Source organism: Halomonas sp. YLB-10 (assembly GCF_003856855.1).
GTDB lineage: Bacteria > Pseudomonadota > Gammaproteobacteria > Pseudomonadales > Halomonadaceae > Halomonas > Halomonas litopenaei.
Genome location: NZ_RRCU01000007.1, coordinates 256,936 through 271,161, shown reverse-complemented (window position 1 = coordinate 271,161; position 14,226 = coordinate 256,936). Strand labels below are relative to the sequence as shown.

At 64.3% G+C, this 14,226-nt stretch carries 15 protein-coding genes; all 15 read left to right on the top strand.

The window, feature by feature from the left end; all coding sequences use genetic code 11:
- The first annotated feature begins 71 nt into the window (after positions 1-71).
- The 15 genes from EBB56_RS16810 to ureC all read left to right on the top strand — a co-directional run bounded on the left by EBB56_RS16810 (position 72) and on the right by ureC (position 14,177).
- Positions 72-533, top strand: coding sequence for a GNAT family N-acetyltransferase (locus tag EBB56_RS16810; RefSeq protein ID WP_045992505.1), 462 nt, complete (start codon positions 72-74; stop codon positions 531-533).
- A gap of 61 nt (positions 534-594) precedes the next feature.
- Positions 595-1,263 (top strand): FMN-binding negative transcriptional regulator, encoded by a 669-nt coding sequence (locus EBB56_RS16805; protein WP_124804872.1) that lies wholly within the window; start codon positions 595-597, stop codon positions 1,261-1,263.
- Positions 1,264-1,477: 214 nt separating this feature from the next.
- Positions 1,478-2,047 (top strand): N-acetyltransferase, encoded by a 570-nt coding sequence (locus tag EBB56_RS16800; protein WP_045992503.1) that lies wholly within the window; start codon positions 1,478-1,480, stop codon positions 2,045-2,047.
- A gap of 110 nt (positions 2,048-2,157) precedes the next feature.
- Entirely contained in the window at positions 2,158-3,243 is a 1,086-nt protein-coding gene (locus tag EBB56_RS16795; protein WP_197037131.1) for an isocitrate/isopropylmalate dehydrogenase family protein, read from the top strand.
- A gap of 226 nt (positions 3,244-3,469) precedes the next feature.
- The gene (locus EBB56_RS16790; RefSeq protein ID WP_124804871.1) at positions 3,470-3,739 is read left to right on the top strand and encodes a type II toxin-antitoxin system ParD family antitoxin; all 270 of its coding nucleotides are present in this window, start codon (positions 3,470-3,472) and stop codon (positions 3,737-3,739) included.
- Between the two features lie 5 nt (positions 3,740-3,744).
- Complete coding sequence (locus EBB56_RS22425; protein ID WP_108133073.1) at positions 3,745-4,062, top strand: type II toxin-antitoxin system RelE/ParE family toxin; 318 nt, start codon at positions 3,745-3,747, stop codon at positions 4,060-4,062.
- Positions 4,063-4,566: 504 nt separating this feature from the next.
- The gene (urtA, locus tag EBB56_RS16780; RefSeq protein WP_124804896.1) at positions 4,567-5,922 is read left to right on the top strand and encodes an urea ABC transporter substrate-binding protein; all 1,356 of its coding nucleotides are present in this window, start codon (positions 4,567-4,569) and stop codon (positions 5,920-5,922) included.
- A gap of 101 nt (positions 5,923-6,023) precedes the next feature.
- Positions 6,024-7,658 (top strand): urea ABC transporter permease subunit UrtB, encoded by a 1,635-nt coding sequence (gene urtB / locus EBB56_RS16775; protein WP_045992501.1) that lies wholly within the window; start codon positions 6,024-6,026, stop codon positions 7,656-7,658.
- A 3-nt stretch (positions 7,659-7,661) separates the two neighbouring features.
- The gene (gene urtC / locus EBB56_RS16770; protein WP_045992500.1) at positions 7,662-8,837 is read left to right on the top strand and encodes an urea ABC transporter permease subunit UrtC; all 1,176 of its coding nucleotides are present in this window, start codon (positions 7,662-7,664) and stop codon (positions 8,835-8,837) included.
- Positions 8,834-9,667, top strand: coding sequence for an urea ABC transporter ATP-binding protein UrtD (gene urtD / locus EBB56_RS16765; protein WP_124804870.1), 834 nt, complete (start codon positions 8,834-8,836; stop codon positions 9,665-9,667). The genes urtC and urtD overlap by 4 nt, the downstream gene beginning before the upstream one ends.
- A gap of 139 nt (positions 9,668-9,806) precedes the next feature.
- Positions 9,807-10,505: an urea ABC transporter ATP-binding subunit UrtE gene (gene urtE / locus EBB56_RS16760; RefSeq protein ID WP_045992498.1), complete on the top strand. Its 699-nt coding sequence runs from the start codon at positions 9,807-9,809 to the stop codon at positions 10,503-10,505.
- Positions 10,506-10,761: 256 nt separating this feature from the next.
- Positions 10,762-11,685: an urease accessory protein UreD gene (locus EBB56_RS16755; protein WP_108133077.1), complete on the top strand. Its 924-nt coding sequence runs from the start codon at positions 10,762-10,764 to the stop codon at positions 11,683-11,685.
- Between the two features lie 61 nt (positions 11,686-11,746).
- Positions 11,747-12,049: an urease subunit gamma gene (gene ureA, locus EBB56_RS16750; protein ID WP_045992496.1), complete on the top strand. Its 303-nt coding sequence runs from the start codon at positions 11,747-11,749 to the stop codon at positions 12,047-12,049.
- A 74-nt stretch (positions 12,050-12,123) separates the two neighbouring features.
- On the top strand, positions 12,124-12,477 hold the full coding sequence (locus EBB56_RS16745; RefSeq protein ID WP_045992495.1) for an urease subunit beta: 354 nt from the start codon (positions 12,124-12,126) through the stop codon (positions 12,475-12,477).
- Entirely contained in the window at positions 12,474-14,177 is a 1,704-nt protein-coding gene (ureC, locus tag EBB56_RS16740) for an urease subunit alpha (protein ID WP_045992494.1), read from the top strand. Before EBB56_RS16745 ends, ureC begins: the two co-directional genes overlap by 4 nt.
- The last annotated feature ends 49 nt before the right edge of the window (positions 14,178-14,226 follow it).

Sequence of the window (14,226 nt, the reverse complement as noted above, 5' to 3'; positions counted from 1 at the left end):
CCTGTCATCCCGACGAGCCGGTGCGCCTCTGGCCAGCCGGCGCACACGACCGCCAATGTGAAAGGTGACTCATGAACCATGTTCGTCCTGCCTGTATCGCCGATCTACAACCCCTGAGTGAGCTGCTCGATGGCTACAGGGTGTTCTATTCACAGGAAAGCGACATCCAGGCTGCCCGCGACTTTCTCCAGACGCGCCTCGCGCTCGCCGACTCGCGCCTGCTGGTCAGCGACAACGAGGGTGTGCTCGAAGGCTTCGTTCAGCTCTATCCGACGCTATCCACGGTACGGGTGGGACCGCGCTGGACCCTGGCCGACCTATTCGTGGCGCCCGAGGCGCGTGGCAAGGGGATCGGCCGTGAGCTGATGGAGGCCGCCGCGAACCTGGCGAGGGAGCAGGGCGTGGGCCAGTTGACGCTCAATACCCAGACCCACAACCACACCGCCCAGGCGCTGTATGAGTCACTTAACTGGCAACGCAACGACGCCTTCTACGCCTATACCCTGAACCTGGATGACCCTGCGGGCACATAAACTTCTACTTCTCGCAGTCAACATTGATGGATGCCAACCACTCTGAAGGAGCGCGTGACCCTTGTATCAGCCAAGACACTTCGCCATGACCGACGAAGACGCCAGGATGGCGGTGGTCCGAGCCTATCCCTTTGCGACCCTGGTCACCGACGGTGACCAGGGGGTGTGTATCGACCACCTGCCGCTGATGGTCGAGCAGACGTCACAGGGCGCGCTGGTGCTGCGTGGACATATCGCCCGCGCCAACGCCCTCTGGCGGCTGGGTGAGGGTGAGCGAGCAGACGCGGCAGCGATCGAGGCGGTGGCGATCTTTCATGGCCCCGACGCCTATATTTCGCCTGGCTGGTATCCCGACAAGCGCCGCCATGGTCGCGTGGTGCCGACCTGGAACTACCAGGTGGTGCATGCCCATGGTCGGCTCGTCTTCCCGCGTGAAAGCGATTGGCTCACCTCGCACCTGACGTCGCTGGTCGATCGCTTCGAGGCGGGCCGGGAAGCGCCCTGGGCGGTGGACGACGCCCCCGAAGACTACCTGGAGGGGATGCGTCGTGGCATTGTGGGGGTAGAGCTCGAGGTGACGCGCCTGGTGGGCAAACACAAGGCCAGCCAGCAAAAGCCGTTGGAAGAACGCGAGGGTATCCGCGAAGGCCTTCGAGAGGATGGGCGTTCGGCTCGTGACGCTGCCGTGCTGTGTGGAGATGATCCAGCGCCAAGGTACGAAGGCGATTGACCCCTTGGACTGGCATTCGAGATCGGGCGACTGGTGGGCAAGCACTTGGCTGACTAGTACAAGCCCGGCAGCACAAGCCCAAGAAGAACGAGAGGGTATCCGCGAAGGCCTTCGAGGGGATGGGTTTGCTGACCACGCCGCCGCCGTGCTCAGTGGCGACCCATGACGACGATCCTGCGTGCGGGTATGAACAACGATGGAGCAAGGACGCGAGATGAATGACTGCCTGAGACAGGCAACGCTGGAGGACGCCGAAACGCTGGCCGCCCTGGGGCGCCGCACCTTTTACCAGACCTTTGTCGACTTTTACTCCAAGGCGACCATGGAGCGCTATCTGAATGATGCCTTTGACCTTGGGCGGGTTCAGCGCGAGCTGGCCTGCCCGCAGTCGCGATTCTGGCTGCTGGAAGAGGCCGGCCACCGCGAGACGGGTGAAGCGGGAAAGGAGCGCGAGGGCGTTGCCAAGGGGCCCGTAGCGGTCGGCTATCTCAAGCTCAACTGGGGTGAGGCCCAGACCGATCTGAGCGAGCACAATGGTCTCGAGATCGAGCGCATCTATCTGCTGGCCGAGGCCCAGGGCCGAGGGCTTGGCAAGATGCTGTACGACAAGGCCATCACCGAGGCGCGAGAACAGGCCAGGGCCTTCGTCTGGCTGGGCGTGTGGGAAAACAATCATCCCGCCATCGCCTTCTATCGCTCCCGGGGCTTTGTCGAGGTAGGCACCCACAGTTTTCAGATGGGCGATGTGGTGGACAGGGATCTGATCATGCGGCGTGATCTCTGACGTAGCCATCGCCATCGCCATCGACCATAAGGTCCCATGGATAGAACATCGCTGCACCACGATACTGCGAGGCCACCATCAATGGACAACAACAAGACGAGGGAATCTCTGTGAGTTATCGAATTGCCACTATCGCTGGTGACGGTATTGGCCCGGAGGTGGCGGGCGCCACGGTGCAGGTACTGCAAGCGCTGCTGGGTAGCGACGTGCTGCGTTTCGACTGGCTCGACGGTGGAGCGGGGCACTATGACAAGACCGGCGAGGTGCTGCCCCAGTCGACGCTGGACGCCTGTCGGGCCAGTCACGCCATCCTGCATGGAGCCGCCGGGCTGCCGGGGGTGACCTACGACGACGGTACCGAGGTGGGCAACGACCTGCACCTCAAGCTGCGCTTCGGACTGGACCTTTACGCTAACGTGCGTCCGATCCGCCTGCTGCCCGGGGTCGAGTCGCCGCTGAGACACCATCAGCCCGGTACCATCGACTATGTCATCGTGCGCGAGAACACCGAAGGCCTCTACGCCAGCCGCGGCGCCGGGGTGGTGCTGCGAGACGAGATGGCCAGCGACAGCCTGGTGATCACCCGCAAGGGCACCGAGCGAGTCGCGCGCTTCGCCCTGGAGCTGTCACGGCGACGTCAGGGCGCACCGAAGGACGGCAAGCGGCGGCTCACCGTCTGCGACAAGGCCAACATCCTCAGAAGCTACGCCTTCTTCCGTCGGGTATGCGACGAGGTAGGCGCCGAGTTCAACGACGTCGAACTCGACTATGCCTACGTTGACGCCATGACGGTGCACTTGGTCAAGCGCCCGGACTTCTATGACGTGATCGTCGCCGAGAATCTGTTCGGTGACATCATCTCGGACCTGGGGGCGGCCACCGTCGGCGGGATGGGGGTGTCGCCGTCTGCCGAACTGGGCGATCGCCACGGTCTGTTCCAGGGGGCCCACGGCAGCGCCCCGGATATCGCCGGGCAGGACGCCGCCAACCCCATCGCCACCCTGTTGTCCGGGGCCATGATGCTCGAATGGCTGGCGGTGGAGCACGCCGACGATCGTTTGTCTGACGCCGCCGGTCGGTTGCGTCAAGCGGTGGACGGCGTACTGTCCGATGGCCGGTATCGGCCCCGGGAATTCGGCGGCGATACCGGCTGCAGCGCCTTTACCGAACAGGTGCTCCGCCAGCTCGAGGGCTAAGCCTTGTCGATGAAACGGTCTGGTGCTTGGCCCAGTGTCGGGTCCCAAGGGGGCTCATGGCGGGACACCCAGTCCGGTTCAGGTTCGATGTCTTCAAGGTAGTGCGCGCCAAGTGTTGCGAGAGACGTCGGTCGCGCAGACGGTCCTGGTCGGGTTGCTGGGGTGGCTAATCTGGCCACCCCTGGCCAATCTTGCACCAGATGTATTCTGGTCAATAGGAGAGCGTATGCCGGCCAATCATGCTCGAAACGTGGCGCTCACGCCTGAACTAGATGGTTTTATCGACGAACTTGTGGCCTCTGGGGATTACGCCAATGCCAGCGAAGTGCTACGAGCGGGGTTGCGTGCAGTCAAGGAACGTCGTGAGATTGCGCTCATCGGCTCTCGAATAGGTGTCGCGCTTGAGCAGCTTGATCGTGGAGAAGGTGTAACCGGTGATCCACGAAAAGTTCTGGGTAGTGTTCTCGAGGCTGCTCGAACTGGCGATGCTTCTTGACGTGATTGATTTATGCGCCGGCGGCACTTGCAAGCCTGAAAGATATTCTTCGTTGGACCCTATCGGAATTCGGCGAGGCGAGAGCCGAGCGGTATACGGCACAACTTGTTCACCGCCTTGAATCCCTGGCGGCGGGACATCCGCCCCATCCCAGGCCATGCTCGACACTATCGAGCACTGTTGGCCATGAATCTCACCTTCGCTACTTCCGTGAAGGTCGACACTATCTGATCTTGCGCGAGACGGACGAGACACTCGAACTTGTCGAAGTCTTCCACGAACGGATGAATGTGGACGCATGGCTACGTGCCTTGTCTCGGTGATGTTTTCGTATCGACTCCCATTTGCCTTCCGAGCAGACACCCCCCGTGTGTCGCTGAAAGGTGGCTGCGCTCGGAACACTTGTACTCGCCGCTGCCGTCATGCTGAGCCCTGCAAGTGAAGCGTCTCGATATAGGGCGCCCCTTTCTGGTGCCGGCCGTGGCGGGGTGCACCGCTGGTTGGCGCTGTGATGGTGCAGAAGCAGGGGGCGGGGGAGCGAAGTGCACCACATGTGGTGCAACGGTGCGCCCCGGTGGCGCGAGATGCTCTCTTGTGGCGCAAGGCGGGGTGGGTAAGCCCCCGTCTAGGCCGACGTAATGTCGGAATTTATAAATGTTTTATATGGCTGGCATGGGACTTGCTTGAAGTGGTGATGGAGGTCGACGTCGCAAGACGTCAGGCCTGAGCGATACAGCGGTTTTACCTGAACCGCCTGGCTCCCTCTCGACGATGGTCCATCACAACGACAAGGCAACCCCTGGAGGTTTCCCATGCCCACCGCTTCGATGTCTTCTACGCAGGTTTGTGCCCACCGTTCCAAAGCGCTTTCGACAGAGACGCTTTCCCGCAAGGCGCTGGCCAGCCTGGCCGTGTCCACGCTGTCGCTGGCCATCGCCGCACCGGCGCTGGCCCAGGAGGACCCGATCAAGGTCGGTATCCTGCACTCCCTGTCCGGCACCATGGCGATCAGCGAATCGACCCTGAAAGACACCATGCTGATGCTGATCGAGCAGCAGAACGAAGCGGGTGGCCTGCTCGGCCGCGAGCTCGAGCCGGTGGTGGTGGACCCGGCTTCCAACTGGCCGCTGTTTGCCGAGAAGGCCCGCGAGCTGCTGGCGCAGGAAGAGGTCGACGTGATCTTCGGCAACTGGACCTCGGTATCGCGCAAGTCGGTACTGCCGGTGGTCGAGGAGCTCAATGGCCTGCTGTTCTATCCGGTGCAGTATGAAGGCGAGGAGTCCTCCGAGAACGTCTTCTACACCGGCGCTGCGCCCAACCAGCAGGCGATTCCGGCGGTGGACTACCTCATGAACGAGGTCGGTGTTGAGCGCTGGGTGCTGGCCGGTACCGACTATGTCTATCCGCGCACGACCAACAAGATCCTCGAAGCCTACCTGAAGTCCCAGGGCGTGGCCGACGAGGACATCATGGTCAACTACACCCCCTTCGGTCATTCCGACTGGCAGAACATCGTCTCCGAGATCAAGCAGTTCGGTGGTGCCGGCAAGAAGACGGCGGTGGTCTCCACCATCAATGGTGACGCCAACGTGCCCTTCTACCGGGAGCTGGCCAACCAGGGCGTCGAGGCCTCGGACATCCCGGTGGTGGCCTTCTCGGTGGGCGAGCAGGAGCTGTCCGGTCTCGACACCGCGCCGCTGGTCGGCCACCTGGCGGCCTGGAACTACTTCATGAGCGTGGATGAAGACGTCAACTACGACTTCATCGACGCCTGGTACGACTACACCGGCGACGACAACGCCGTCACCAACGACCCCATGGAAGCCCACTATATCGGCTTCAACATGTGGGCCGAGGCGGTGCGCAAGGCCGAGACCACCGATGTAGATGCGGTCAAGGAAGCGATCATCGGTGTGTCGGTGCCCAATCTCACCGGTGGCTACGCCACCATGATGCCCAACCACCACATCACCAAGCCGGTGCTGATCGGCGAGATCCAGGACAACGGCCAGTTCTCGGTGGTGTGGCAGACCCCGTCCACCGTGGCCGGCGACGCCTGGTCCGACTATCTGGAAGGCTCCCGCGATCTGATCAGCGACTGGCGTGCTCCGCTTGAGTGCGGCAACTACAACGTGGTGCAGGGTAGCTGCGGTGGTGGCTCAGACGTCGCCTCCAGCGAATAGAACATAACGACAAGGGGCCGGTGTGCACGGCGCACCGGCCCGGATCACGCCAACCCTGCCCGTGGTGCCGTCGGCACCCGGGTGTCTCAAGGGACCTCACCATGAATTTAATTGCAGGTCGTCACTGGCTGAGCGCGCTGGTGCTGCTTTGCCTCGTCGCCCTGGGGCTGGGCCAGGCTTGGGCTCAGGACGCCGGCGCTTCCGAGGCCGCTTCTTCCGACCAGGGGCCAGCGCTGTTGTCGGCGCTGGCCGAGTCCAGCTTCCGCGACAAGGAAGCGGCCATCGACGCCATCGCCGAGAGCGGTGACGAGCGCGCCCGGCGCTGGCTCGAGAGCTTTGCCGAGGGCAAGCTCGCCCGCGTCAAGGACAGCGGCGCTATCGTCGTGGTACTGGAAAATCGCGGTCGCAACTGGCCCGTGGCCGACGCCCTGACGCTGGAGCCGGCCGGCGAAATATCGCGCCGCGAGCTCGACCGCGTCTCCATCAACAACAGTCTCAGGGGCTATCTGGACAGCACCCTGGCGCTGATCGACCTGCGTGTCGACGACCCTGCCCAGCGGCTGGCGGCGGCGCGGGATCTGCTGGGCGAGGTCGAGGCCGACGCCGTCGAGTCGCTGAGCGAGCTGGCCGCCGCCGAGAGCGACCCCGAGGTGGCCGCGACCCTGGAGCAGGCCATCGCCATCGCACGGGTCGAACAGGGGGACGTGGCGGCGGTCGAGGCGCTGTCCGGTAGCCTCAATGGCCAGGCCAGGGCCGCGCTGATGCAGGCCAGCCGCAGCGACGATGTAGCGCTGGCGGAAGCTGCCCAGGCGGCGCTGGCCGAAAGCGAGCAGGCGCTCAAGCTCAACCGCGCCGCCGAGACGCTCTACTTCGGTCTGTCGCTGGGCTCGGTGCTGGTACTGGCGGCGATCGGCCTGGCTATCACTTTCGGCGTCATGGGGGTGATCAACATGGCCCACGGCGAGCTGATCATGCTGGGGGCCTACACCACCTGGGCGATGCAGCAGCTGTTGCCGGGGCAGCCGGGGCTTGCGCTGCTGCTGGCGATTCCGGCGGGCTTTCTGGTGGCGGCGCTGGTGGGTGTGGCCATCGAGCGAGGCGTCATCCAGTTCCTCAAGGGGCGTCCGCTGGAAACCCTGCTGGCGACCTTCGGCGTCAGCCTGATCCTGCAGCAGCTGGTGCGCACCCTGATCTCACCGCTCAACCGTACCGTGGTGACGCCCGAGTGGATGAGCGGCTCGCTGGTGATCAACGAGGCGCTGTCGCTGACCCTCAATCGCCTCTATGTGCTGGGCTTCGCCATCCTGGTGTTTGCCGCCCTGATGCTGGTGATGCGCCGCACCCGGCTGGGGCTGGAGGTACGCGCGGTGACGCAGAATCGTGCCATGGCACGCTCCATGGGCATTCGCGCGACCCGCGTCGACATCCTGACCTTCGCGCTGGGGTCGGGGGTGGCTGGCCTTGCGGGGGTGGCGCTGTCACAGCTCACCAACGTCGGTCCCAACCTCGGCCAGAACTACATCATCGATTCCTTCATGGTGGTGGTGTTCGGCGGGGTCGGCAATCTGTGGGGCACCCTGGTGGCGGGGCTCTCGCTGGGGGTGATCAATCAGGTGCTGGAGCCCTGGGCCGGGGCGGTACTGGCCAAGATCCTGGTGCTGGTGTTCATCATTCTGTTCATTCAAAAGCGCCCGAGGGGACTCTTTCCCCAGAAGGGCCGCGCGGCGGAGGGCTGAGCGATGCCATCATCCCGACTATGGCTGGCTCGCCCGTTCGGCGAGCGGTCGACCCTGATCTTCCTGGCGGTGCTCGGTGCCACCATGGCGCTGGTGGTGGCGGCAAATCTGCTGCTGGCGCCGGAGCACCCGCTGCACGTCTCCACTTATACCGTTACCTTACTGGGCAAGTACCTGTGCTATGCGCTGCTGGCGGTGGCGGTGGATCTGGTCTGGGGTTACCTGGGGATTCTCAGCCTGGGCCATGGCGCTTTCTTCGCCCTCGGCGGCTACGCGATGGGCATGTACCTGATGCGCCAGATCGGCGACCGCGGTGTCTACGGCGATCCGCTGCTGCCGGACTTCATGGTATTCCTCGACTGGGACAGCCTGCCCTGGTACTGGCTTGGCTTCGACATGGCCGGTTTTGCCTTTGTGATGGTGCTGCTGGCGCCGGGCCTGCTGGCGCTGGTGTTCGGCTTCCTGGCGTTCCGTTCGCGGGTCACCGGGGTCTACCTGTCGATCATCACCCAGGCGCTGACCTTTGCGCTGATGCTGGCGTTCTTCCGCAACGAGATGGGCTTTGGCGGCAACAACGGCCTGACCGACTTCAAGGAACTGCTGGGCTTCGACCTGTCCGCCGACGCCACACGACTGGGGCTGTTTATCGCATCCGGCGTAGCGCTGGCGCTGGGTTTCCTGCTGTGTCGAGCCATCGTGGTCAGCAAGCTTGGGCGGGTCTGCGTGGCGGTGCGCGACGCCGAGTCCCGCACCCGCTTTCTCGGCTACCGGGTGGAGCGCTATCAGCTTTTCGTGTTCGTCGTCTCGGCCATGCTGGCCGGGGTCGCCGGCGCCCTCTATGTGCCCCAGGTGGGCATCATCAACCCCAGCGAGTTCTCGCCGCTGTTCTCCATCGAGGTGGTGGTGTGGGTGGCGCTGGGTGGCCGTGCCACCCTCTATGGCGCGGTGATCGGTGCGCTGGCGGTGAACTACGCCAAGAGCGTGTTCACCGGGGTGATGCCGGAGGCCTGGTTGTTCGCGCTCGGTGCGCTGTTCGTGCTGGTGACGGTGCTGCTGCCCCAGGGCATCGCCGGGCTTTTGTCACGCTCTCGCCAGCAAGGCAGCGACGATGACAGTGACACGCAAACCGACACGCCAACCGACACGCTGGATGCAACCCCCAGGGAGGCCACCTCATGAGCTTTCTTCAGAGCCTGGCCGATCGCGATCGGGTCTTCGACTTCCTGGTCCCGGAACAATCGCCGGTCGACGTACGCCACGGCCCGATCCTCTATCTCGAGGACGTGTCGGTGAGCTTCGACGGCTTCAAGGCCATCAATGATCTCAACCTGACCATCGACGACGGCGAACTGCGCTGCATCATCGGCCCCAACGGGGCCGGCAAGACCACCATGATGGACATCATCACCGGCAAGTCGCGCCCGGATCAGGGCAGCGTGTGGTTCGGCAGCCGCCACAACCTGTTGACCAAGAACGAGCCGGAGATCGCCCGGCTCGGCATCGGACGCAAGTTCCAGAAGCCCACGGTGTTCGAGGCGCTGACGGTGTTCGAGAACCTCGAGCTGGCGATGGCCATGGACAAGAGTCTGTGGCCGACCCTCAAGGCGCGCATGACCGGGGAGGTGCTGGCGCGAATCGAGGAGGTGCTCGAGACGGTGGGCCTGGCGTCGCTCAGTCGCCGCCAGGCGGGCATCCTGTCCCACGGACAGAAGCAGTGGCTCGAGATCGGCATGCTGTTGATGCAGCGCCCTCGACTGTTGCTGGTCGACGAGCCGGTGGCGGGGATGACCGAGCAGGAGATGGAGCGTACCGCAGAGCTGTTGTTGAGCCTCGCCGGCAAGCACTCGGTGGTGGTGGTGGAGCACGACATGGGCTTTGTGCGTTCGATCGCCCGCACGGTGACGGTGCTGCATCAGGGTTCGGTACTGGCCGAGGGCAGTATGGACAAGGTGGCAAGCGACCCCAGGGTGATCGAGGTCTACCTGGGTGGCGACGAGGAGGCGGCATGATCGGACTGGAGCGGGTACCTCAGCAGTCTTCGGTAAGAGCGCTGTACTGGGCGGACGGCGCATCCCGCGGCAGGCTGGCCACGCTGTGGGCGAAGGTCTGCGGCCGGTGGGCGCGAGAGACAGGCAAGGAGGTGGATCGATGCTGAGCATTCGCGGGCTCAATCAGTTCTATGGCGAGAGCCATACCCTGTGGGATCTCGATCTCGACGTGCCCAGGGCGGCCTGTACCTGTGTGCTGGGTCGTAATGGCGTCGGCAAGACCACCCTGATGAAGGCGATCATGGGCGAGGTGCCGATCACCGGCGGTGAGCTTCACTACGCCGACGGTGTCGCGCTGGAGAAGCGTCGCCTCGAGGATCGCTCACGCCTGGGCGTGGGCTATGTGCCCCAGGGACGCCAGATCTTTCCGCTGATGACGGTGGAGGAGAACCTGCGCACTGGCCTTGCCGCCCGTGGTGATGGCCTGCGCCAGGTGCCCGAACGGATCTATGAGCTGTTCCCGGTACTCAAGGAGATGCGTCACCGGCGTGGCGGCGATCTGTCCGGCGGTCAGCAGCAGCAGCTGGCGATCGGGCGCGCCCTGGTGATCGAGCCGAAGCTGTTGATCCTCGACGAGCCGGGGGAGGGCATCCAGCCCAATATCGTCGCCCAGATCGGCGAAGTCATCCGTCGGTTGATCGCCGATGATGGGCTGACCGTGCTGCTGGTGGAGCAGAAACTGCCCTTTGCCCGTCGCTTCGCCGACCACTTCGCCATCCTCGATCGCGGGCGGAGAGTCGCCGTCGGTGATATCGGTGAGCTCGACGACGCCGTGGTGAAGCGCTACCTGACCGTCTGAGCGGTAGCGCGTCAATCAGGATGAATCGCTGCACATCAATGGTGCGCAATCGTAAGGTTGCGCACTTTTTTTGTGCGCTACCAAAGGCGTGCTTTTCTCTGGTGCAATCCTTGGTTGTTCTATAAGAAATTGAAAATTAAGTAGAAAAATAGAGATTCGAGAAGCTGGTACGGGGCTTGCACCTTGATTGGGCAATGGTGGTGGCCTTTTTTACTTTCGCTTGCCACGCCGACTCGACGGACCGCCCGGGAGAGCCATGAGCGCGCAGACAACACAGGATTCGACCGATCGGCACGGCCATCGCTTCGACGCGGGACGGCGCTGGGAGGCCAGCCTCGATCTCGGCTTTCGCCATGATGGCCAGGCCACTCGCCTCTATCGGGTGGATCATCGCGGCCCCCTGCGGGTGCAGCGTCCCTTCTACCCCGAAGGCCGCGACGGCACCTGCCACGTCTATCTGCTGCATCCCCCGGGGGGGCTGGTCAGCGGCGATATCCTGGATATCCAGGCGCGGGTGGGCGCGGGCGCGCGGGCGCTGCTGACCACACCGGCGGCCAACAAGCTGTATCGGGCCGACCGCAACGCCGTGGCCTGGTCCCAGCGCACTCGTCTGGTGGTCGAGGAGGGCGGGCTGCTCGAGTGGTTGCCCCAGGAAACCATCGCCTTCGACGGCTCGCGAGGGGTGCAGGCCACCGAGATCGAGCTTTCCGGCAGCGCCCGCTGCCTGGGCTGGGAGGTGCTGGCGCTGGGCCGGCCGGCCAGTGATCTGCCGTTTGCCAGCGGCCACCTCGAACAGCGCTTCCGGTTATCCCGGGACGGACGACCACTGTGGATCGAGCGCCAGCCCCTCGACCCTGACCATCGTCGTTTTCACGGCGCCTGGGGGCAGCGAGGGTGCAGCGTCCAGGCAACCCTGTGGGCGGTCGGGCTCGAAGACGAGTCCGCGGCGATCGAACGTCTGCGCCAAGGGTTGGGGCAGGGAGGGAATGACCTTGCCGGCAGTCCCGGCGCTGGTGAAGCCGAGCGCTGGGCCGTCACCGTACGTGATGGCGTCCTGCTGCTGCGCTACCTCGGTCACTCGCGGCGCGAGGCCTGGTCGCTGTGCGAGGCGGCCTGGACGTTGCTGCGTCCGATGCTGATGGATCGCGAGGCCTGTGTGCCACGCATCTGGTTTACCTGAATGTCATGCCGGGCGGGACAGGCGACCCCTGGCCACCCTGACCAACATCGAGGATGAAAGGATGGAGCTGACACCGCGTGACAAGGACAAGCTCTTGCTGTTTACCGCTGGCCTGGTGGCCGAGCGGCGACGCGCCAAGGGGCTCAAGCTGAACTATCCCGAGGCGGTGGCCTTGATCAGCTGCGAGATCATGGAGGGTGCCCGGGAAGGCCTGAGTGTGGCCGAGATGATGAGCCGAGGGCGCCAGATACTGGGGCGTGACGAGGTGATGGAAGGGGTGGCGGAAATGGTCGACGAGGTGCAGGTCGAGGCCACCTTTCCCGACGGCACCAAGCTGGTAACGGTGCACAACCCGATCTCGTGACGCTGCCAGGCCCCGGCTTGATCCGGGGGCGACGCGACAGGCTCATACGCTGATACCAATAGGGAGGGCGCGGGATGATCCCCGGAGAATACCAACTGAAGGACGGTGACATCGCCCTGTGCGAGGGTCGCGACAGGGTCACGCTGGAGGTGGCCAATCGCGGAGATCGACCGATTCAGGTCGGATCCCACTATCACTTCGCCGAGACCAACCCGGCACTGGCGTTCGATCGCGACAGGGCGCGGGGCTTTCGTCTGGACGTGGCCGCCGGCAGCGCGGTGCGCTTCGAGCCGGGGCAGAGCCGTGAGGTCACCCTGGTGAGCTTCGCCGGACGTCGTCATATCTACGGCTTTCGCGGTGAAGTCATGGGCGCGCTGGACGATGCCGGTGCACCCAGCGGCGACAGCGGCCAGGAGGACGCCCGATGAAGATCAGTCGTCAGGCTTATGCCGACATCTATGGCCCCACCGTCGGAGACCGGGTGCGCCTGGGAGACACCGAGCTGTGGATCGAGGTAGAGAAGGACGCCACCCACTACGGCGACGAGGTCAAGTTTGGTGGTGGCAAGGTCATTCGTGACGGTATGGGGCAGAGCCAGCGTCTCGACCAGACGGTGATGGACACCGTCATCACCAATGCCCTGATCCTTGACTGGTGGGGCATCGTCAAGGCCGACGTGGGCCTTCAGGCGGGTCGCATCGCCGCCATCGGCAAGGCCGGCAATCCAGACACCCAGCCGGACGTCACCATCGTGATCGGACCCGGCACCGAGGTCATCGCCGGCGAGGGCAAGATCCTCACCGCCGGCGCCATCGACGCCCACGTGCACTTCATCTGTCCGCAGCTGGTGGACGAGGCCCTGGCCAGCGGCATCACCACCATGCTGGGGGGCGGTACCGGGCCTGCCACCGGATCGAACGCCACCACCTGCACGCCGGGGGCCTGGCACATCCACCAGATGCTCAAGGCCTGCGACAGCCTGCCGATGAACATCGGTCTGCTCGGCAAGGGCAACGCCAGCCTGCCTGAAGCGCTGGAGGCCCAGATCGAAGCGGGCGCCATGGGGCTCAAGCTGCACGAGGACTGGGGGACCACCCCGGCCTCCATCGATACCTGCCTGAGCGTGGCCGAGCGCTACGACGTGCAGATCGCGATCCACACCGACACCCTCAACGAGTCCGGTTTCGTCGAGGACACCCTGGCGGCGTTCAAGCAGCGCGGCATCCATACCTACCATACCGAAGGCGCCGGGGGCGGCCACGCACCGGACATCATCACCGCCTGCTCGAAGGACTATGTGCTGCCGTCGTCGACCAACCCGACCCGGCCTTACACGGTGAACACCGTCGACGAGCACCTGGACATGCTGATGGTGTGTCATCACCTCGACCCCAACATTCCCGAGGACGTGGCTTTCGCCGATTCGCGCATTCGCCGCGAGACCATCGCCGCCGAGGACATCCTGCATGACCTCGGCGTCATCTCGATGATCGCCTCGGATTCCCAGGCCATGGGACGCGTCGGTGAGGTGGTGTGCAGGACCTGGCAGACCGCTCACAAGATGAAGGTGCAGCGTGGTTTACTGCCGGAAGATCAAGAACGTGGCGCCGACAACCTGCGTGCCCGCCGGTATGTGGCCAAGTACACCATCAACCCCGCCATCACCCACGGCCTGGCCGATGAGATCGGTTCAGTCGAGGTGGGCAAGCTGGCCGACCTGGTGCTGTGGGATCCGGCCTTCTTCGGCGTCAAGCCGGCGCTGGTGCTCAAGGGGGGAATGATCGCCATGGCACCCATGGGCGACCCCAATGCCTCTATCCCGACACCCCAGCCGGTGCACTACCGTCCGATGTTCGGAGCGCTGGGCCAGGCCGCCGCAGCGACCCGGGTGAGCTTTGTCTCTCAGGCCGCGCTGGATGCGGGGCTCAAGGATCGGCTGGGGCTTCAAAGCCGCCTGGTGGCTTGCCGGGATGTGCGTGCGGTGCGCAAGGGCGACATGAAGCTCAATGACCGTTGCCCGGATCTCAAGGTCGACGCCCAGACCTACGAGGTCACCTGCGATGGCGAGCTTCTGACCTGTGAACCGCTGGACGTGCTGCCGTTGGCCCAGCGCTATCACCTTTTTTGAGTCAGCGATGATGACGGTTTTCGACAGTGCCGCTGACAGTACCAAGGAG